General features: G+C 32.3%; 19 protein-coding genes. 7 read left to right on the top strand and 12 right to left on the bottom strand.

Annotated features, from left to right (window positions below; translation table 11 throughout):
- Position 1 precedes the first annotated feature (1 nt).
- Genes ABHQ57_RS03545 through tssD form a run of 7 tightly spaced genes read right to left on the bottom strand, consistent with a single transcriptional unit; the run spans position 2 to position 8,644 of the window.
- On the bottom strand, positions 2 to 3,355 hold the full coding sequence (locus ABHQ57_RS03545) for an RHS repeat-associated core domain-containing protein (protein WP_389862331.1): 3,354 nt from the start codon (positions 3,353 to 3,355) through the stop codon (positions 2 to 4).
- 21 nt (positions 3,356 to 3,376) lie between these two features.
- Positions 3,377 to 3,964 carry a hypothetical protein gene (locus ABHQ57_RS03540; RefSeq protein WP_047790812.1) on the bottom strand — a complete coding sequence of 196 codons (588 nt, stop codon included), beginning with the start codon at positions 3,962 to 3,964 and terminating at the stop codon, positions 3,377 to 3,379.
- 6 nt (positions 3,965 to 3,970) lie between these two features.
- On the bottom strand, positions 3,971 to 5,299 hold the full coding sequence (locus tag ABHQ57_RS03535) for a hypothetical protein (protein WP_389862327.1): 1,329 nt from the start codon (positions 5,297 to 5,299) through the stop codon (positions 3,971 to 3,973).
- 11 nt (positions 5,300 to 5,310) lie between these two features.
- On the bottom strand, positions 5,311 to 7,071 hold the full coding sequence (locus ABHQ57_RS03530) for a type VI secretion system Vgr family protein (RefSeq protein ID WP_389862325.1): 1,761 nt from the start codon (positions 7,069 to 7,071) through the stop codon (positions 5,311 to 5,313).
- A gap of 12 nt (positions 7,072 to 7,083) precedes the next feature.
- The gene (locus ABHQ57_RS03525) at positions 7,084 to 7,686 is read right to left on the bottom strand and encodes a hypothetical protein (protein ID WP_167712867.1); all 603 of its coding nucleotides are present in this window, start codon (positions 7,684 to 7,686) and stop codon (positions 7,084 to 7,086) included.
- A 3-nt stretch (positions 7,687 to 7,689) separates the two neighbouring features.
- Entirely contained in the window at positions 7,690 to 8,187 is a 498-nt protein-coding gene (locus ABHQ57_RS03520; RefSeq protein WP_047790808.1) for a hypothetical protein, read from the bottom strand.
- Between the two features lie 58 nt (positions 8,188 to 8,245).
- Positions 8,246 to 8,644 carry a type VI secretion system tube protein TssD gene (gene tssD, locus ABHQ57_RS03515; protein ID WP_073182189.1) on the bottom strand — a complete coding sequence of 133 codons (399 nt, stop codon included), beginning with the start codon at positions 8,642 to 8,644 and terminating at the stop codon, positions 8,246 to 8,248.
- Between the two features lie 280 nt (positions 8,645 to 8,924).
- On the opposite strand from tssD, the gene ABHQ57_RS03510 reads away from it, so the two are divergent.
- The 5 genes from ABHQ57_RS03510 to bioA are packed head-to-tail and all read left to right on the top strand — an operon-like array spanning position 8,925 to position 13,438.
- A complete protein-coding gene (locus ABHQ57_RS03510) occupies positions 8,925 to 10,052 on the top strand; it encodes a pyridoxal phosphate-dependent aminotransferase family protein (protein ID WP_167712865.1) in 1,128 nt (375 codons plus the stop codon).
- Positions 10,053 to 10,060: 8 nt separating this feature from the next.
- The gene (locus ABHQ57_RS03505) at positions 10,061 to 10,441 is read left to right on the top strand and encodes a putative signal transducing protein (RefSeq protein WP_167712863.1); all 381 of its coding nucleotides are present in this window, start codon (positions 10,061 to 10,063) and stop codon (positions 10,439 to 10,441) included.
- Positions 10,438 to 11,046 carry a dethiobiotin synthase gene (gene bioD / locus ABHQ57_RS03500; protein WP_047790665.1) on the top strand — a complete coding sequence of 203 codons (609 nt, stop codon included), beginning with the start codon at positions 10,438 to 10,440 and terminating at the stop codon, positions 11,044 to 11,046. The genes ABHQ57_RS03505 and bioD overlap by 4 nt, the downstream gene beginning before the upstream one ends.
- Positions 11,047 to 12,195, top strand: coding sequence for a hypothetical protein (locus ABHQ57_RS03495; RefSeq protein ID WP_167712862.1), 1,149 nt, complete (start codon positions 11,047 to 11,049; stop codon positions 12,193 to 12,195).
- Positions 12,173 to 13,438, top strand: coding sequence for an adenosylmethionine--8-amino-7-oxononanoate transaminase (gene bioA, locus ABHQ57_RS03490; protein ID WP_167712860.1), 1,266 nt, complete (start codon positions 12,173 to 12,175; stop codon positions 13,436 to 13,438). Before ABHQ57_RS03495 ends, bioA begins: the two co-directional genes overlap by 23 nt.
- Here the strand turns inward: bioA and ABHQ57_RS03485 are convergent.
- On the bottom strand, positions 13,424 to 13,861 hold the full coding sequence (locus ABHQ57_RS03485) for a cytochrome c oxidase assembly factor Coa1 family protein (RefSeq protein ID WP_167712858.1): 438 nt from the start codon (positions 13,859 to 13,861) through the stop codon (positions 13,424 to 13,426). The two genes, bioA and ABHQ57_RS03485, sit on opposite strands and share 15 nt — an antisense overlap.
- Before the next feature lie 88 nt (positions 13,862 to 13,949).
- Between ABHQ57_RS03485 and ABHQ57_RS03480 the strand changes: the two genes are divergently transcribed.
- Both ABHQ57_RS03480 and bioB read left to right on the top strand, forming a co-directional pair.
- Entirely contained in the window at positions 13,950 to 15,113 is a 1,164-nt protein-coding gene (locus tag ABHQ57_RS03480) for a beta-ketoacyl synthase N-terminal-like domain-containing protein (protein WP_167712856.1), read from the top strand.
- A 106-nt stretch (positions 15,114 to 15,219) separates the two neighbouring features.
- Positions 15,220 to 16,317 (top strand): biotin synthase BioB, encoded by a 1,098-nt coding sequence (gene bioB, locus ABHQ57_RS03475; RefSeq protein ID WP_073182195.1) that lies wholly within the window; start codon positions 15,220 to 15,222, stop codon positions 16,315 to 16,317.
- Between the two features lie 38 nt (positions 16,318 to 16,355).
- Here bioB and ABHQ57_RS03470 read toward each other — a convergent pair whose 3' ends face one another.
- The 4 genes from ABHQ57_RS03470 to ABHQ57_RS03455 form a co-directional block, all read right to left on the bottom strand.
- Positions 16,356 to 16,937, bottom strand: coding sequence for an SAM-dependent methyltransferase (locus ABHQ57_RS03470; protein ID WP_125064421.1), 582 nt, complete (start codon positions 16,935 to 16,937; stop codon positions 16,356 to 16,358).
- Between the two features lie 112 nt (positions 16,938 to 17,049).
- Positions 17,050 to 17,637, bottom strand: a complete 588-nt coding sequence (locus ABHQ57_RS03465; protein ID WP_047790671.1) for a porin family protein — start codon at positions 17,635 to 17,637, stop codon at positions 17,050 to 17,052.
- Between the two features lie 24 nt (positions 17,638 to 17,661).
- Complete coding sequence (locus tag ABHQ57_RS03460; RefSeq protein WP_167712852.1) at positions 17,662 to 18,435, bottom strand: membrane metalloprotease; 774 nt, start codon at positions 18,433 to 18,435, stop codon at positions 17,662 to 17,664.
- 115 nt (positions 18,436 to 18,550) lie between these two features.
- The gene (locus ABHQ57_RS03455; RefSeq protein ID WP_159488534.1) at positions 18,551 to 19,603 is read right to left on the bottom strand and encodes a hypothetical protein; all 1,053 of its coding nucleotides are present in this window, start codon (positions 19,601 to 19,603) and stop codon (positions 18,551 to 18,553) included.
- Positions 19,604 to 19,670: the final 67 nt, after the last annotated feature.

Here is a 19,670-nt window from a genome sequence, read left to right as displayed (position 1 = left end):
GTTAAGTACATCTTATAACTCTTACATTATCAATTTTAGTTACCCCTGCTGCTTTTGCCTTTCCTCCCGTAGGATTAATCTTGTGATTCCCACTATTTACTTTAGCATCAAAAGCTTTTTGTTTTTTACCATAACTAGCAGTTTGGGAGTTTTTCACTTCTATTCCTGTTACCTTTCCTGTTTCAACATCTTGTGTAACAATATCATACCTTCTGATTTGTCCAGTTTCTGAATCTTTGAATGAGATTTCCTCTCCTAACACTTTTGTTTTAGGGTCAAATTCTAACTGGTTTAAAACATCACTTACAGCATCACTACCAGGAACTGAATCACCAGGATTCTTAGGTAAAAATTTCCCTAGAGCATCTCTACCTTGTTCTACCCATCCAAATGGGTCTATCCAACTATTGGAATCATGAACATAGGAATATAAACTCATACCCCCCTTTAACCCAATGGGGTCTTGGGAAATGTAAGTTCCTGTATCAGGTGAATAGTATCTAAACCTATTGTAATACAAGCCCGTTTCCTCATCTTCATACTGCCCCTGATATCTAAAAGGAATGAACGTTTTTTCTCCCGTAAAACTACGAGCTTTTCCGTATATATCCAACTCACATTCCCATACTTTTTTACCACTACTATGATATGCTTGTATAGGTGTACCTAAATGATCGGTAATAATGGAATAAGTTTCATTGTTTTCTATTTTTGCTTGTGGCACAAAGCTGTCTTCTTCAAAAATCCAAGTAACTAAATCTTCCTTATCTGACAAACTCCATTCGTGTAAAGGCACATTTTTATCGTACACCCAATAGGTTATTTTTTGGTCGTTGTATTGTTTACTTATACGCCTGCCTAAAGCATCGTACGTAAATGAAATAACATCTTTATTAGGTTGTATTACCTGAGAGAGCATTCCGTTTTCTTCCCATGTATAACGCCAAACCTCAACCCTTTTTTTAGCTCTTTTTTCTACTAAATTACCATTAGCATCATAGCTATATTCAAAATCTAGGCACGATAGTAACTGACCTGCTTTACCATAGGTTCGTTCATTTTGAGCCTCGGTTTGGTATAAATTACCTACTGCATCGGGTAGTTTATAATCAAAACTACCATCTGAATACCCTGCTTTGGCTAAGTTATTAAAAGCGTCATAACTAAAAGCAACTCCTTTGTTTGCTATATTGTCAAAAATTCGGGTAAGCTTATCGTTTATATCCCAACTATATCGCCTATGTGTGGTTTGTTTTTCATTTACTGAAATCGCATGTACTTCAGGTTTTCCATCGGGTCTTCTTTGCCAAGTATTGGTTACTCCTCCTGGCAAATTACGTTCTATTTCTAAACCTAAAGCATCATAGGTATATTGTGCTTGCCAACTCGCTTCTTCTGTTTTGGCTACCGTATTGGCTATTGAGTTGTCTTTATTACGAGTAATAGCTATGTTGGCTCCTAAACTACTTTCTAAATGGGTACGATATCCCATGGCATTATAGGTGCTTTTTACCTCAATACCGTTTTGGGTTTCGGTTATTATATTTCCTGTTTCATCTCGTTTAAAAACAACAGTAGCGTTTTTATTTATAGCCTGAACTAAAAGTCCGTTTTTATCGTATTGATAAGTTTCTTTATCTCCGCTTGGGTAAACTACTTCGCTTACTTTTCCTAAACGATCGTATGTTATTTTGGTACTTACTCCTAAAGGATCTATTTTTTCAACTACATTTCCTACTGGATTTGTTAAATAACGTTGAGTTTTTCCATCAAATCCTATTTCTTTAACAATGTGTCCTGCTGCATTGCGCTTAAAGCTATATACGTTTTTTTCTTCGTTAACTATGGCTTTTAAGTTATCGGCTCTATCGTATTTAAAAAGTATTTCTGTATTGTTTTGTTTGCGACTTAAGAGTTTGCCTGCAGAATTGTATTTAAAATTTATATTATGTTGAGTGTCTTTTAGTTGTATTAAATTACCTAGGGCATCATATTTTAAGTTAATACGGTTGGCTTCCATAGTAACAATGCTTGTTACGCGCCCTAAACTATCGTATCGATAATTTTCTGCTATATTTTCGCTGTTTTTTATCGTTAGTACTCTACCTAACTCATCATATTTCCACTGGGTTACTACTTTATTATGATCGGTTATGGTATTTAATTGATAGTTTTTAGTATATGAGATATAGGTTCGTAAACCATTGGGGTTAATAACCGTGGTTAGTAAATTGTTTTCGTATTCGTAACGTGTTATATCGTTAGTATATCCTATTTGTGTTACAAGTTGCCCAATTTCGTTATATTCTAACAACATAACAGCTCCCATGGCATTGGTTACGCTTGTTAGTTTATTGTTTTCATAAGTATATAAGAGTTCTGCTCCGTTTGGCAACCGAATATGAGTTTGGTTTCCGTATACATCGTAACCGTAATAGGTGTTTTGCCCAAGAGCATCTGTATAACAAATTAGGTTATCGTTTAAATCATATTCCCAATATTCGCTGTGCCCTAAGGGGTTTTGTACTTGTACTATTTTTTCGTCATTAATATAATACGTAGTCGTGTTTCCTTTTCCATCTGTTATTTTAGTAACGCCCTTTTCGTATGTAAACTTCTCTACACTTGTACCATCGGTGAATCCTCGTTTGATACATTTTGGTTCGTCTGTTTTATTTTCATATTGCCAATAAAATACGCTTCCATTACCATCTATTTTTTTCGTTAAAAAGTTGTTATTGTATTCGTATTGCTCTGTAATACCTTCACTATTTGTTACCGAAGTTAATCTATTTTCTTCATCGTATTCATAGCTCACCAACGTATGCATTTTTCCTTCTGCCAGCACTTGCACCTGTACTATAAGATTATTTTCGTTACGTAAAAAGGTAATTTCACGATTGGCGGTATCGGTAATAAGCGCTAACATTCCGTTTGTATAATTCAAATCAATACTAAATTGATATTTTTGAACATTCGTTAGCTTATAATGGTTGTTTCCTAAAAAATTATCTTTGGTAAATACATACCATAAGTCTTCTTCGTAATTTTCTAGAATAATTTGATTCCCTTTACGTTGATAACTAATTTTTTCGTCTTTAAATACGTTTTCTTCTCCGTCTTCTACATAAGGTATGGATACAATGCTTCCATTGTTTTTTTTCCAGTTAATATATTGTTCGTGGACAACTAACTCTAAATATTGGTCAAAATTATGTGTCCAAATAGTACCTAAATCACTTTTATTATAGGTTATCCAAGATTGGTTATTTCGTTTCCATTCAAACGGAATAATTCCTGGCAATTCAAAATCGGTATTTTGGATGTTTAACTGTCCGGTTGGGATGTGTAACATAGCTTTTTTCTTTTTTAGGTTTTATGATGGGCAATTACAACCTTTCTTTAATTTTTTAGCAAGTTTTTTAAAGGTTTTACCTCCAAATTTCATTAAAAACTTTAGGCCTCCTAGCATAGCGAGTTTCATAACAACTCCCATTAAATCGGGTACTTGAGGTCCACCTACAATAACAGGAGGTCCTGCTGGAATAGGTATTGTGGTAGTGGTAGGTGTGTACATATTTGGCGATCCTAAAGGAATTCCTATACAACTACAAGTCATCATATTATAACTTGCAACACTAAAATAAGAGCTATCTACTTCTACTGTTTTACTACCAAAAAAGTGCAATCCTTCATGGTCTATTAACGGCATAGTAGCAGGATAAAATCCGGCTCCTAAAGGAAAGTGTTTTATGGTTCCTAAAGTAGCCATGGTACCTGCATTTGCTCGTTTTTGATTGTTTACATACACATTGGTTCCTATAACAGGAATATAATCCATTGGGTCGAAAATCATTCCTATAAAAGGGTGTGGTATAGGAATTGGTGCTGGTGATGGTGGTATAGTTACAAAATGAATATCTATACCCATTGCTATATTTGTATGTTTTGATGCTGGCTGCATATTTTTTTAGGTATTTGTTATCATACTAACTGGTTGTATCATTTCTTCTGGCTTAGGTTTTTTCCAATGTTCTCCCCAAATACTCTTTACCAAATTTTCAACTGTTATTGCTGCATCTTTCTCATTGTTTGCATGGTATTTATCATATAGTTTTTCGCACACTAAAAAAAAAGTTGTGTAACGTAACATTGTTTTATCCAATTCTTTTACCGTTTCAAAACAGTTGTTAAGTAACTTGTAGGCTTCTTTACTGTTAAATTGTTTTACTGATAATTCGGAAGCTAACCTGATTGATTCTATATAAGTTGGATATACTTGATAGCTTTTAGCTGTTTCTGCTGTTTTTAAATAGTATTCAATAGCTTCACTTTTATTTCTTTTTACATGGTAAGTGGCTGCTGTAAAATTGTATCCCTGAATTAATAAACTCTCACAAACTGTATCGTCTTGAGCAATTCCATCATAGCAAGCTGTTAAAGCGTTTTTAAATTTAACCAATGCTTTATCGTACTTTTTAAGCTGAAAGTATGCACTACCATAAGTAATAAGCACCGTTGCCTCTAAACTTTTACTGGCTGCTTCTTTAGCTACTTCAATACCTTTATTCCCCCACAATTCAACTCCACGTATGTTTTCTTTTTGAAGCTCTTCAAATATGTTTAAAAGACAGGTATTTATAGCTATTCCTGGTTCATGAGCATCTCCAGAAGAAGCTACTATTTCTTTCATAGCCTGAAACATCTTTAAATTGGCTTCTATACTTACTTCTTTTACCTCGTTTGGTATATACCTAAAAGCTTTGCTATCTTTATAATCTACAACCATTATTTGTAAATTATCTGGAAGCTTTTCAGTTAAAGACAACACCCAATTTCCCCATTGTTTTCCTAATTGTTTTAAATTTTGAGGTAATAAAACTAGCACCAACCTAGCATTATTAGAAATAGCTTGTGCAAAAGAACTCATACACTCCAAGAACTCTTGTTCTCTATTCTTTACAGCTGTATTCTCATAAGGCTGACTTTGCCATTGTGGTAAAAGTTTTTTAGGAACTTCATCTCTATACTGTTTATTATTCCATGTGTCAATCCAAGCATTTTTTAGGTTTAAAGCAAAAGATTCCTCTTTATTATCGAAAAAAGGTATTGTAAACGGAAAAAAGAATTCTGACAAAACTCCATGTTCTCCCGATTCTAACAACACAAAAGCTTCTAACATTCTATACTCATTTTCTTCAATAAGCCATCTTACCAGTTTTGTGTCTTCTTTTACTTTTCTAAACCATTTTGTTTGTAGTTGTGTAATTCTATGTGTTATAGCATTATTCTCCTGCATAGCTAATTAATTTAGTTTAAGCTTAGCTTAACATTTCCTTTTACACTAGTATTCATTCCTTGAATATCTACACTTTTCCCTTCTACACTATATTTACTCGACTTAGTTTCTTGTGTTTTAGATTCTATTTTAAGGTTAGATTTTGTTTTTATTTCTACTAAATCACTTCCCTCTTGTACTATTTTCTTAGAGTTTACAGAAACTTCGTCTTTACCATCTATAGTTACAGATTTACTAGCTTCTATTTTAATTTCTTCTGAACTTAGCGTTATACTTTTAGGTGCACTAATGCTAATGGTTTCATCTCCATTCAATGTAACCGTGCTTCCACTTGGATCACTAACTGTTATTTTTCCTTTTCCTTCATCATCATCAAACGTTATGGTACTTCCACTACGAGTTGTAATGCTTTTTATTTTATTGTTATCACTTCCTCCTGCTCCTGTTTTTCCATTAAAAAAACTTCCCATTACAAATGGACGATTAGGAGTATTATACCTAAACCCTATCATTACTTGATCTCCTTCTTCTGGTACAAAAACAAACCCTCTATTAACATTCACTTGATCACTTTTACCACCATCGGGAGTTAGTACTGGTATCCAACTAGATTTCATATTATCTACTTGCCACTGGAATTTTACTTGAACTCTTCCTTTATTTTCTGGATCTTTGTTGGATACGACTGTAGCTAGCTGTGGTTCAGCAATTGGGAAATTAACTTCAAAATTGGTAGGTAAAACTTCTACACTAGAAGCTATTGCGGTAAAGCTATTTTCATATCCATCTTTAAAGGCTTCATGCTCTATTTCAGTTATAATATACTCTCCATAAGGCTTCTGCTCTTTTGCTCCCTCTCCATCTTTAAACCCTATTGCTAAAACTTTAATTATAGATCCTACAGTTAAACTTTGTTTGTTTGATTTACCTTTAATTACATGACTATTTGCCATTTTTGACGATCGTAAAGCTTCTATCGCTTTTTCTATTTTAGATTTGTCGTTAAAAACACCATTTAAATGTTGATTAGATGCTAACTTAAACACGTCTTTAGACGCTTTAAATGAATGAGCCCCTAATTCGTTAAGACCTTTTACATTTCCTTTTACTTTTTCTGAATGTTTTTCATCTAATAAACTGTTATAGGAAAATGCACTAAAATTATTTGGTTTTGTTTCAATACCTATATGTAAAGAAGGTAAATCTTTTCCATAAATAAGCTCTATAGCTGCTTTTTGAGAAGAAGGCTTGCCAAATAATAGTTTTTGACCATCGTAATATAACCATTCATTATATTGTTTTGCTAAACGTTTAATTAGTGTATAATGACTTTCGTTATACTGACATTCATATTCTATCTCTTCTTTAAAAACTGGGGTTACCTCAGCTTTAACACTAGCTTGCTCTGTTACATCTTTTATTATGGTAGATAACTCTTTTTTTAACCAAGACTGCAAGTGTTTACCTGCCTCTAACAAAATGGTTTTTGAATAGCCTGATACATGCAACCTACTCTCAAACCCATTGTTATGTACTAACTCTATATTAGTTATTACTCCTGAAAAGCTATAATCTTCAAAAACAATCATCATATCTTTTCCTAGCCATTTTTTAGAAGCATCTATTGTATGTGTTCCTAACTTTTCAATAACTTGATAATCTAATTCAACACAGAAAAAGTGATGATTATATATTTGTTGCGCCAAGCTTATTGATTCATAATAATCAATAAACTGCCCGTCTATACTAATTTTAGTATCAAATTTTTTCATAATTTATTTTTTTTATTCGTAAAAGGCAAAATCTTTAACATTACCTTTCTTTTTTAATAAAGACGTTAAACTTTTTTTTACTCTAACCATCTCCTCATTAGTAACACTATGATTATCTGAACTAATCCTATAAATACGATTATCATAAGTTACCCATATCCAATTTATTGTATTGAATTTTATTTCTTTTTCTCTGTACTTTTTTAGATTATTAAAAACTGTGTGTGCATCGCTAATTTTATCAAAATCCCATTCTTCAATACTTATACACAAATCATTGTATTCTTGTTTTTCTTTTAACGATAAAACAGAAAGCGTTTTTAAACTTTTAACTTTTAAAAAAGACGTGTTTTCAAAACTTCGTGCTAATTCTTCTAAAAAAACTTTAGGATATTTTTTATAAATTTTTTTTTGAGATTCAGTAACCTCACAAAGATTAAAATTATCTTTTAGCTCCTTAAACAATTCATTAAGATAGCTATTGTCTTCTTTCAATTCAGAAAACACTGTATAATACTTGTTGTCTTTCTTTTGACCTAACGATGATGTACTTTTACATGCAAACAAGAAAAACAATAAGATATATATGTAACTATATGATTTTTGAAAAATCATTTATTAAGGTATTAGTTTTAGTATCGGTCTAGTAGCTTTTTTATAAATAACTTTTGCCAATTTATTCAAACTAACTTCTTCTTCACTACTACACTTTGTAATTTGCTTAATTAAAGTATTGAATCTTTCCCATTCTCCAACTCCACATATTTCAACACAACCTATTGAACCAAAACCCGCTAAAGGGTTAGCAGGACCTCTATGTATAAAAAAGCCTGAATAAACTCTCCAAGCCATTTCTCGCATTGTAGTTATATAACTCCACTGCAGTGTATATTCTTGATTATCTTGAAGACCTACAACATGCGCTGCTTTAAGTTTTGTACGTTTTACACCAAACCTAATAGCTTTAAATTCATGTGTTTTTTGAGTTTCAAGATTTTTTACATACACTTTATATAAAGGAACCTCATATCTTTTTTTATCAGGACGATAAGGATAACTAGTGATTCTAGCTAATCCTTCTTTTTCATTTGTAACAACTATCTCTACCTTTTTCATATAGCTTAGGTATTAAAAAAGGCAATGCCTAAGTTTAAAACTTAGGCATTGTTTTATATTAAGCTACTGGCCAACGATTGTCTAAGTTAGCGTTACCAATTAATAATTCTTCAGCTGAGAAAGTAACTGTTAATTTCATTGGAATTTCGTTGTTTACATCTAAATCTTCTTTGAAATAAACGATATAAGCGTTTTTAAACTCCACTTCTTTCATTTTTGAATCTTCTTCTGTTTTCTTGAAAACAATTTTTCCATCTACAGACTTAAATTGGCTATTCACCATTGCCTCGATAACAGAAGTATCTGATGTAGATTCAATAGTTAAAGTAACTCTTCCTCCGTTTACACTTGAAGATGGTTTACCTTTTGTGTCTGTGTTTCTGTTTAAGCTGTACTCAGCTTGTAATACGTCGAATTCTTTTCCTGCGAATTCGAAACTTGCTCTAAATGATCCCATAGTTTCTTTTTTTTGGGTTGAATAATTAATTTAAAACACTTTTAGAGCTTTCTCAATAAAAAAAGAGAAAGCTTTAAACAATATAAAACCTTCTCTTTTTTTATTTTTTGGCGCCATTCTATAAGAAGAAAGAAGATAACAAATATTGCCTTGTGTCGTAACAAATATAAAACTAAATAACTAACTTCCAAACGTTTCATTTAAAAAAATAATTGTTTTTTAGTAATTTTAATATAAAAACTAGTTTTAAAGACATATTATTTTCCTCTATTTTTGCACTATGCAGCTCCCTAATAAACTTAATAAAAAACTCAATCAACGAAAAATAAATAACGCTTTAAGAAACCTCGGTAAAGAGAATTCTTTTGTCGATTTTTCTTCCAATGATTATTTAGGATTTGCTAAATCAGAGATGATCTTTGATAAAACACATCAGTTTTTAGTTGATAACAATCATAAGGTTAACGGAGCTACAGGATCTCGCTTACTTTCTGGAAATCACAAACTATATACAATAGTTGAAAAACAGCTAGCTAAACTTCATAATTCTGAAACTGCTTTAGTTTTCAACTCTGGTTACGATGCTAACATCGGTTTTTTTGCTTCGGTACCTCAACGTGGTGATATTATTTTGTTTGATGAACTTATTCATGCTTCTATAAGAGATGGAATTCAATTATCTAATGCAAAATCTTTTAAGTTCAAACATAATGACACAAAAGATTTAGAAGAAAAAATACTTCGGTTTACTCAGAATAACGATTCAGAAATTTATGTGATTACCGAATCTATTTTTTCTATGGATGGTGACTCTCCTGACTTGACAGCAATGTCACAAATTATCAAAAAATATACAAATGTACATTTTGTTGTAGATGAAGCACATGCTTTGGGGGTATTTGATTTTGGGCTCATTCAAAAATTACATTTAGAAGATGTGGTTTTTGCCCGAATTATTACCTTCGGAAAAGGTTTAGGCTGTCATGGAGCAGCCATTTTGGGAAGCAAGCAACTACAACAGTATCTTATTAATTTTTCTCGTAGTTTTATTTACACTACTGGTTTACCGCCACATGCCCTAGCTACAATAAAAATTGCTTACGACGAATTAATTATTAGCGATTCTAAAGCACAACTTCAACAAAACATTCAACATTTTATTTCAGAATCCAATAGGTTCCGATTAAACTTCATTCAAAGTACTTCTGCCATTCATTGCTGTATTATCTCTGGCAATGAACATGTAAAAAATATGGCTTTGCAATTACAACAACATGGTTTTGAAGTAAAGCCTATTCTATCCCCTACCGTCCCTACAAACCAAGAACGATTACGTTTTTGTTTACACGCTTATAATTCTAAAGAAGAAATTACAAATGTTTTAGAGAACCTTGCTACTTTTGTTTAAAAAATACAATGCAAGATAATTATACCATTTTAGCTGTGTTTGAATACTCTACTGAGGCACAAGTTGTAAAGGCTAAATTAGATTCAGAAGATATTAGAACCATGTTAATGGATGAAAAAACAATTGATTCTGATCCTTTAATTAGTCAAGCCATTGGTGGAGTTAAGCTATTGGTACACAATAATGATTTAGAAAAAGCTGCTACTGTTTATAACGAAATAAGAACTTACGTAAAGGATGAAGAAGGAAACGAAATTCATTGTCCAAAATGTAATTCTACAAAAATATTAGTTGCCGATTTACAACGTAAAAACATCTTTTTTATGCTCTTTCCTTTTTTTGAAAGTAAGAAATTCATCTGCAACGATTGTAAAACAATTTTTAAATGAAAAAATATTTTATTACTGGAATCTCTACAGAAGTAGGAAAAACCGTTGCTGCTGCTATTGTCACAGAAGCTTTGCAAGCAGATTACTGGAAACCTATTCAGTCAGGTGACCTAGAACATTCTGATACTCATAAGGTAGAAAAACTAATTTCTAACTCAACCACTGTTTTTCATCCAAACGCATATGCACTACAAACACCAATGAGTCCACACGCATCCGCAGAAATTGATGGAGTGACTATTGAAATTGACAACATAAAAGAACCTTCGACTAAAAATAATTTAGTTATTGAAGGGGCTGGTGGATTGTTAGTCCCTCTTAATGATAAAAACACCTTGTTAGACATTATCAAACCTGATTATAAAGTTGTTGTTGTGTCTCGTCATTATTTGGGAAGTATCAATCACACCCTATTAACAGTTAACTTATTAAAAGAAAAAGGATTTGAAGTATCGTTGATTTTTTCAGGAAACGAACATAAAACAACGGAAGACATTATCAAAAAAATGACAGATGTTCCTGTAATTGGACGGATTGAAGAAGAACCTTATTTCGATAAGAATGTGATTAAAGAATACGCTGAATTATTTAAAAGTAATTTATAAATGAAACCTGTTACCGCAAAACATCTTTGGTCTTTTCCTTTAATTTTTGGTTTTTTAGGAGGAGTTATAGGGCTGGTTTTGCGTTATGCTTTTACAGGAAGCATTGCTAACTTTCCGTTTAAGTTTGTATTGCACTCCCATTCTCACATTATGTTATTGGGTTTTGTTTTCAATGCTTTAATTCTACTCCTTTTTACAAGGTTTACGAATGGAATTGATAACACTTCTTATCGATTATATCTTGCTTTACAGGTTTGTGTTGCCATTTTGTTAGTAGGGTTTATTATCCAAGGGTATGCATTGGTTACTATTACATTCTCTACCTTACACTTGTGGATTAGTTACTGGTTGGTAATTAGACTATGGAAACGATTAATTGGTGAAAAATCAACTTTAACATTAATAAAAGTAGGAATTATCTTTCATTTTATTTCTTCCATTGGTCCGTATGCACTTGGACCTTTAATGGCAATGAAAATGCAAAGTTCCCCTTGGTATCAACAAGCTATTTTTTTCTACTTACACTTTCAGTATTTCGGTTCCTTTTTTCTTTGGATGCTTGCCATTCTTTTTCAAAGAACAACTGTTGAGCTATCAAAAAAACAAACCTTCTTAATTATTAGTGCTCTTGTACTATTATATACACACTCATTAAAGTATAGTTTTAATCATCTGGCTATTCAAATTATAGGAGGTATTGGCTCAATAATTTTGACACTATTTTTCCTAAAACTAAAGAAATCATTTTCAAAGCAAAAGCTTACATACCAATTGTTTTTTGGGATACTACTATTTATCGGAATTATGAATTGCTTTGGCAGTATTCCTTACTTTTCTAACTTAGTTATAACGAATAGGTTTATGCTCATAGCTTGGTTACATTTACTATTTTTAGGAATGTACCTGCCTTTTATTTGGATGGAATTGGAAACAAAACCCCATACAAGCACCTGGATTGTTTACACCTTTTTCTTACTCACTTCAGAAGCTTTTTTAGTTTTTCCTACATTTTTTTCTGAATTGTTTTCAACCTCAATTATGTGGCTATTGTTTATTGCCTATTTCGGAGTGGTTTTATGTATTTCTATTGTACATTTGACAGCTCTTTTTCAAAAGAACGAAACCTATGAACTTACAAGAACGCGATAAAAAACATTTATGGCATCCGCTAAAACAACATCAAACACACCCAAACAGTTTGGGTATTGTAAAAGCCAAAGGATGCATGCTAACCGACGAACACGGTAACGAATATATTGATGCTATTTCATCTTGGTATACCTGTATGTTTGGGCATTGTAATGATTACATTACAAGTCGCGTATATGAACAAATGCAAACATTAGATCAAATAATGTTTAGTGATTTCACCCACGAACCCGCCGTAAAATTATCAGAAGAATTGATTAAAATTCTTCCTGAAAATCAAAATAGAATCTTTTTTAATGATAATGGATCTACTGCTGTAGAAGCGGGAATTAAAATGGCTTTACAATACTATTTTAACAAAGGGGAAAAACGTAACACTTTTATTGCTTTTGAAGATGGTTTTCATGGAGATACCTTCGGAGCGATGTCTGTTTCTGGATTATCAGTATACAATGGCCCATTTGAAGATTTTTTAATGGACATTCAACGTATTCCTGTGCCAAACGGTGAAAATAATGAAACTATCGCACAAAAATTACAACAGATTATTTCAGAACATAATGTTGCCGGATTCATATACGAACCATTAGTACAAGGTGCGGCTGGAATGAAAATTCACAAAGCCGAAGATTTGAATAGTATCTTAGCTATTTGTAAAGAAAATGACGTGTTAACTATTGCTGATGAAGTAATGACTGGTTTCGGAAAAACAGGAAACCATTTTGCTTCTGATGAAATTGCTACCAAACCAGACATTATATGCTTAAGTAAAGCATTGACCGCTGGATTGGTTCCTATGTCAATTACTTCATGTACTGAAGAAATTTACACAGCTTTTTTAGATAATGATATTGCCAAAGGTTTTTTCCACTGCCATACCTATTCTGCAAATCCAATAGCTTGTAGTGCTGCATTGGCTAGTATTGAGTTATTACAAACCAAAGAGATTCAGGACAACATCCAATTTATTGAAAACTCTAATATCTCTTTTTCCGAAAAGATAGAAAATCACCCAAAAGTGAACACAACAAGATGTAAAGGTGTCATTTTGGCGATTGATTTAAACACCAATTCTGGTCGTTATGGAACGCTTCGAGACCAACTTTTAAAGTCTTTTATGGATGAAGGCGTTTTCTTACGTCCGTTAGGAAACACTATTTACATTCAACCACCTTATGTAATTACGAAAGAGCAACTTGAAAAAATATATACAACTATTGAAAAAGTTCTAGATAGTCTCTAGAACTTTTTCCTTTTCTAATAAATTAATATCTTCTTGAGTTTCTTTAATATGAACGTATAAATCTTCGTAAACCCATTCTCCATCTATCTTAATTCCTCTAACAATAAGAGTTCCTTCTCCTTTATCTCCTCTTATCGGAATAGAAAAATCTACATTTCCATCGTCATTGGTAAGAGAAATATTTCCTGATGGAATTCCATATTTTTCAATAGGTTGTCCCAAGTTTTCAATAACCAACTCGTTTTTAGATGCCTGCTCAATAGCATATTCAACAGGAGTAGAACTTGTCATTATTTTCGACACTCCAAAAAATGCTGCACCTACACCTAAAACAATTAATAAAATAAACCCTAAACATCCTGTTAATGGTATAAACCACAACCAATTTCTTCCAAACCAACTTTTTTGACGTTGCTCACTCATAACTTCAATAATTTTATCCCAAGATAAATATTTTTATTTTCTTTAGAATACTTGATTTTACTTTTATTTTTGCTGAAATTTTATCGTGTTGAAAGAACTTATCTCTATAACATCATTTGCATCTGTTTCAGCCTTAGGAAGCACTACTGAAAAAATTTGGAAAAACTACCTAAATAAGCAACATTTTTTAAGCTCTAAAGAGTTTGAAGATTCTAAAGCATGGGTAGCACAATTGACTGTTGAGGATATACACGCTATTGAGGAGGTTCAAAATTCAGATAATAAATATAAAAATTTAGATCCATCTGTTTTATACACGCTCTTTGTTGCTAGAAAAGCAATGGAACAAACAGACTGGAAATCTTCGGATAACTTTGGAATTAACATTGGTTCTTCTCGCGGTGCTACTTCTTTGTTTGAAAAATATCACAAAGAGTTTTTAGCTACAGGAAAATCATCTACCTTAAGCTCTCCAACTACTACTTTAGGAAATATTTCTTCTTGGATTGCGCATGATTTACAGAGTAACGGACCAGAAATCTCACATTCTATTACTTGTTCTACTGGCTTGCATTCGTTACTTAATGGTGTAGCTTGGTTACAATCGAGAATGTCAGAAAAATTTATGATTGGCGCTAGCGAAGCTTCACTAACTGATTTTACCATCGCTCAAATGCAGGCATTAAAAGTATATTCTAAAGAAAATGATGAATATCCATGTAAGGCTTTTGACCTCAACAAAACCAAAAACACCATGGTATTGGGAGAAGGTGCTTCTGTATTTTGTTTAGAGAGTGGAAGTAAAGAAAATGCTATCGCTTTTATTGAAGGGGTTGGATATGCTACTGAAGTTTTGAAACACAATACTTCTGTAACAACAGATGCAGAATGTTTTCAAAAATCAATGAAAATGGCTTTAGGAACAATTTCTCCAAATGAAATTGACGCTATTGTAATGCATGCTCCTGGAACTATTAAAGGAGATCAATCGGAAATTAATGCGATTCAAAAAGTATTTTCTAACAAAGTACCTTTTTTAACTACCAATAAATGGAAAATCGGTCATACGTTTGGTGCTTCTGGCTTGTTAAGTTTAGAATTAGCCGTACTAATGCTACAACACCAACAAGTTATTGAAGTTCCCTTTGCTGAACCTCAACACACTCCAAAAAAACTCAATAAAATACTGGTAAACGCTGTTGGTTTTGGAGGAAATGCGGTTTCTATTTTAATCACAACGAAGAACACTTAAAAACAATCGATAAGAGAGATTCTCTTGACAAAGAAAAATAAGAGTCATAAAATTCCGCTTTCGAAGCGGAATTTTTTATTTTTACCACCACAAACAACTCGAATTTATGACTGAAATTAGACACGATTGGACGAAAGAGGAAATTCTAGAAGTATACAATAAGCCTTTAATGGAGCTTTTGTACGAGGCTTCAACTATGCATAGAAAATATCACGACCCAAATACAGTACAGGTAAGTACCTTAATTTCTATAAAAACTGGTGGGTGTTCTGAGGACTGTGGGTATTGTCCGCAGGCAGCACGTTATCATACCAATGTTGAGGGAAATGATTTGATGACTGTAAACCAAGTTAAGGCACAAGCTTTACGTGCCAAAGAAGGTGGATCATCAAGAGTTTGTATGGGTGCAGCTTGGAGAAACGTAAAAGACGGACCAGAATTTGACCAAGTGTTAGAAATGGTACGTACTATTAACAAACTAGACATGGAGGTTTGCTGTACCTTAGGTATGGTTACCGAAAATCAAGCAAAACGTTTAGCGGAAGCTGGTTTGTATGCTTATAACCACAATATTGATACTTCAGAAGATTATTACGATGATGTAATTTCTACACGTGCTTTTAAAGATAGAGTAGACACTATTGAAAATGTACGTAAAACAAATGTAACTGTTTGCTCAGGAGGTATTATTGGTATGGGAGAATCTTTAGAAGACAGAGCTGGAATGCTTGAAACTTTAACTCGCTTCTCTCCACACCCAGAATCTGTACCTATCAATGCATTAGTTGCAGTTGAGGGAACTCCGTTAGAAGAGCAACCTCCTGTAAACATTTTTGAAATGGTTCGTATGGTAGCTACTGCTCGTATTGTATTACCAGATTCACAAGTACGTTTATCAGCAGGTAGAACTCAAATGAGTAGAGAAGGTCAAGCAATGTGTTTCTTTGCTGGTGCAAACTCAATTTTTGCAGGAGACAAATTATTAACTACTCCAAATCCTGATATTAATGAAGACATGAAAATGTTTGAAGATTTAGGTTTAAATACACAAAAGCCTTTCTTTAAGCATGAACAAAGAGAATCTGTTGAAGCAGAAAACTCACAATACCAATCGTTAGGTGAAAAACCAAAATGGACAAGACCAGACCATAAAATTGAGCGTAACGAACAAAAGAAGCAAGAGGCTAAAGAAATAAGAGCCTAACATCAAATAAGAAATAACCGTTGAATTAAATTTAACGGTTATTTTTTTATCATTTTCACAAACAGCTCCATACCTTTTCTTCCTCCTGATGAATTGTAACAAGGTTCCATACTTCCTGTAAAATAGGGTGCGAAGTATTTTTCATATTCATTTTTATTCCCTCCAAAAGGTGGATGGTCTTCATTTAGTACTGCATCAAACAGCAAACCAACTAGTTTACCTTTATTAGTTAGTAATTCATGTGCTTTTTGTGCATACTTTAGTCTTAACCCTGGATTGATAGCGCAGAAAAAAGTCTGTTCTATAATCAAATCAAAAGTGCCTTTTAATTCAAAAAAATCAGCATGAATTAAATTTTCCTTTGGGAAGTTAGGAACTCTTTTTTGAATTCTTTTTAACGGTGTTGAAGCAATATCTACTACAAAAACATTCTTAAATCCTTTATTAAATAAACACTCCGCCTCGTATGAGTTTCCTCCTCCAGGTATTAAAACCTGAATACTTTTATCTTCTAATTGATCAACATATTCTTTTAACGGGTTGGATATCTTTCCTAAATCCCATCCTGTTTTATTATGTAAGTACTTATTATTCCAAAATGTTTCTGACAACTCTATCATTTCTTCTTACTTTTATTTTTACAAATTTAAAAATAAAGCTTCTTTAATTTAACTACTGTTAAGAGGATAACTTAATATCAAAAAAAGCGATGCTTAAACATCGCTTTTTTTACTAGAAGTCAAACCCTATATAAAATTGCCAGACTCTATTTTTGGGTTTGTCTTCATCATAAATATCATTCAATCCTAGATGGTACCTTACTCCTAAACTTACTCCACTATTTGTTTTAAAACCTCCACCAAAATTTAATCCCCAATCAAAATTCCTAGGATCAAACTCTTTTGAGGTATCATACAGAATAAAGCCACTATCAAAGGTTTCTTTATGTGCTATTGAAAGTCCTATTTGAGGTCCTGCCTCTAAAAAAAAGTTTTCAGAAGGATACAGTTTTACCATTAAAGGAAGATTTATATAATCTAGCTCTTGCTTATAAGTACCTCCTCCATCTATAATTTTATACCCTTGTTGTGAGTATAATAGTTCCAATTGAAGTGAAACACTATTTCCTATAAATGACTCTCCATAAAAACCTATATGAAATCCATGTAGCTGCTCTGTTTCCGAATCTCCATTAAAACTCACTGCAGACAAGTTATATCCTCCTTTAATACCAGCTTTGGACTTTTTACTACTATCTTGTGCAACTATAGATGCACTAATCATTGTTATAAATACTATTACTAACTGAATTTTTTTCATCTTTTATTGATTTAATTTTACGATCTACTTTCCACCATTAGCTTGTAAATCTGCTATACATTGGCTATCTAATGTTGGAATTTTATTTGATGAGAATATGTTTCCAATACCATGACTAGTTTCTGCTGCCCAATACATTAAACAACTTTCTTCGTTACAATGTTTTGGATGATCTGCATCTTCATGGTCTGTTTGTAAAGGGGTTCCTAAATTTGTAAGTCCTAAAATATGTCCGAATTCATGATGGATTACACTAGACTCTAATAAGCTTCTTTCTGGATCAAATGTTCCATTACTTAGTTCTCTAATAGTTTCTTCAAAAATTACAAACGATGTATTATAATATGCAGTGCCTAAAACAAAAGAAGAATCGGAATCTTTTGAAGATTTACCATTTATAAACAATGCCCAAACCGTTATGGTATTTTGTGTGTTATAATAAGTTCTATGCTCGTTTTCAATCGTTACAATATCATTGATTGTATATACTTCTTTTCCTATAGTAGGTATTGATTTCGTATATAATTCTACACCGTTTGGTTTGAAAGTTCTTTCTTCAATAAAGTTTTTAAAGTTATTCTTTGCCTCTTCAGTTGGTTCAAATCCTTCAACATAAGCTAACTCTACAATCGTTTTTTTATAAACATTGTCTGATAATAACTCATTTGCTGATGCTCCCGTAGGTTTTCTATTCTCTTTTGCAACCTCAACACCATCATTAATTATTGGTTCACTTTCTTTGGAACATCCCCAAATCAAAACACTGAATAGTAAAACTGTAAAAAACTTTTTTCTCATTATTCTTTCTTTATCTTACTTACGTAATTTGAATATCATTGGTTTTTTAAAACTTTAGGCTACTACTAGCGTAGCCATAAAGTTCCAAAATCAACTAGCTTAAAAGATTTTTTCTTTATATCTTTTTAAATGTTAATGTTATTGAAGTATCTGTTGTACTTTGTAATGTAAGTAAAGTGCTTGTATAAGTAGTTACAACCCATTCATTACCTAAAGCGCTTACAACAGTTCCAGCTTCAAACTCAACTTCTAAAAGGACTCTTGTATCTGATTCTACATCATATTCTCCTTCGATATTTTCTAAAGTTGTGTTTACTATATTTCTTGCTATTAATTTCCCTTCATTTGTAAATTCTATAGTATATGCAGCATATTCGTCAGCTTTTTCTACTCCTGCCTGAATAAAGCTTTCTACCTTAAATTTAGCTTTACTGATAATGGTTTCTAACTCGTCGGCTGCTACTTCTGCTGCTTCCTCTTCTTCTTCATAAGAGGTACACTCTTCAATAGCGTCTTCAAATTCAGAATCACTATTAACTTTCACAGAACTGCCGTTATTTAAAGTTATAGTTATTGGATACTTAACAGAGAATAATTCGCTTGAATCTAAGCTATCTACAAAGTTGTACAACTGTTTTTCCGATTCGATTACAACAGTACCTGTTTGTTCTAAATTAACATCATAAGTGAGCATTGATATTGGATATTCTATTTTTGCACAAGAGATAGCATCCTCCATTTCATCTGATGCTTCATCACATTTTCTATTTAATTCTTCCAATTCTGTTTGCGAAGTTATAGTTACTTCTGTATAGTTATTTAACTTTACTGTTATTGGAAAATTAAAAACTACGGTATCATCATCATCATTAAACTCATCCATTATTTCAAGAACTAAACTATAGTCTAATTCATTTATAATAGTCACTTCTTTACCGTTTATAGTTGCTGTTATTGGAAACAATAACTCAGCACATGAATTTCCATCCAAAAAATCATCTTCAGAACCATCGTTCATACCTGTTCTTTTATATTTCTTTGCAGTTTCAGAAGTAGGTGCATTTGCATTTGGATTTGTTCCTACTTGTTCATTTTCTTCTGATTGACATGAAGTAAAAATTGTTAAAGTAACTAGTGCTAGTATGCTTATTAATTTTATTGTTTTCATCTTAATAAATTTTATTTTTTTAAATATTTGTTTTTTGAGCTCTTTCTGCCCTTTAGAAAACTATAAA

This window comes from Tenacibaculum sp. ZH5_bin.1 (assembly GCF_042865525.1).
GTDB lineage: Bacteria > Bacteroidota > Bacteroidia > Flavobacteriales > Flavobacteriaceae > Polaribacter > Polaribacter mesophilus.
Note: the sequence above shows the minus strand (reverse complement) of the source record. Positions and strands in the feature narration are given on the sequence as shown.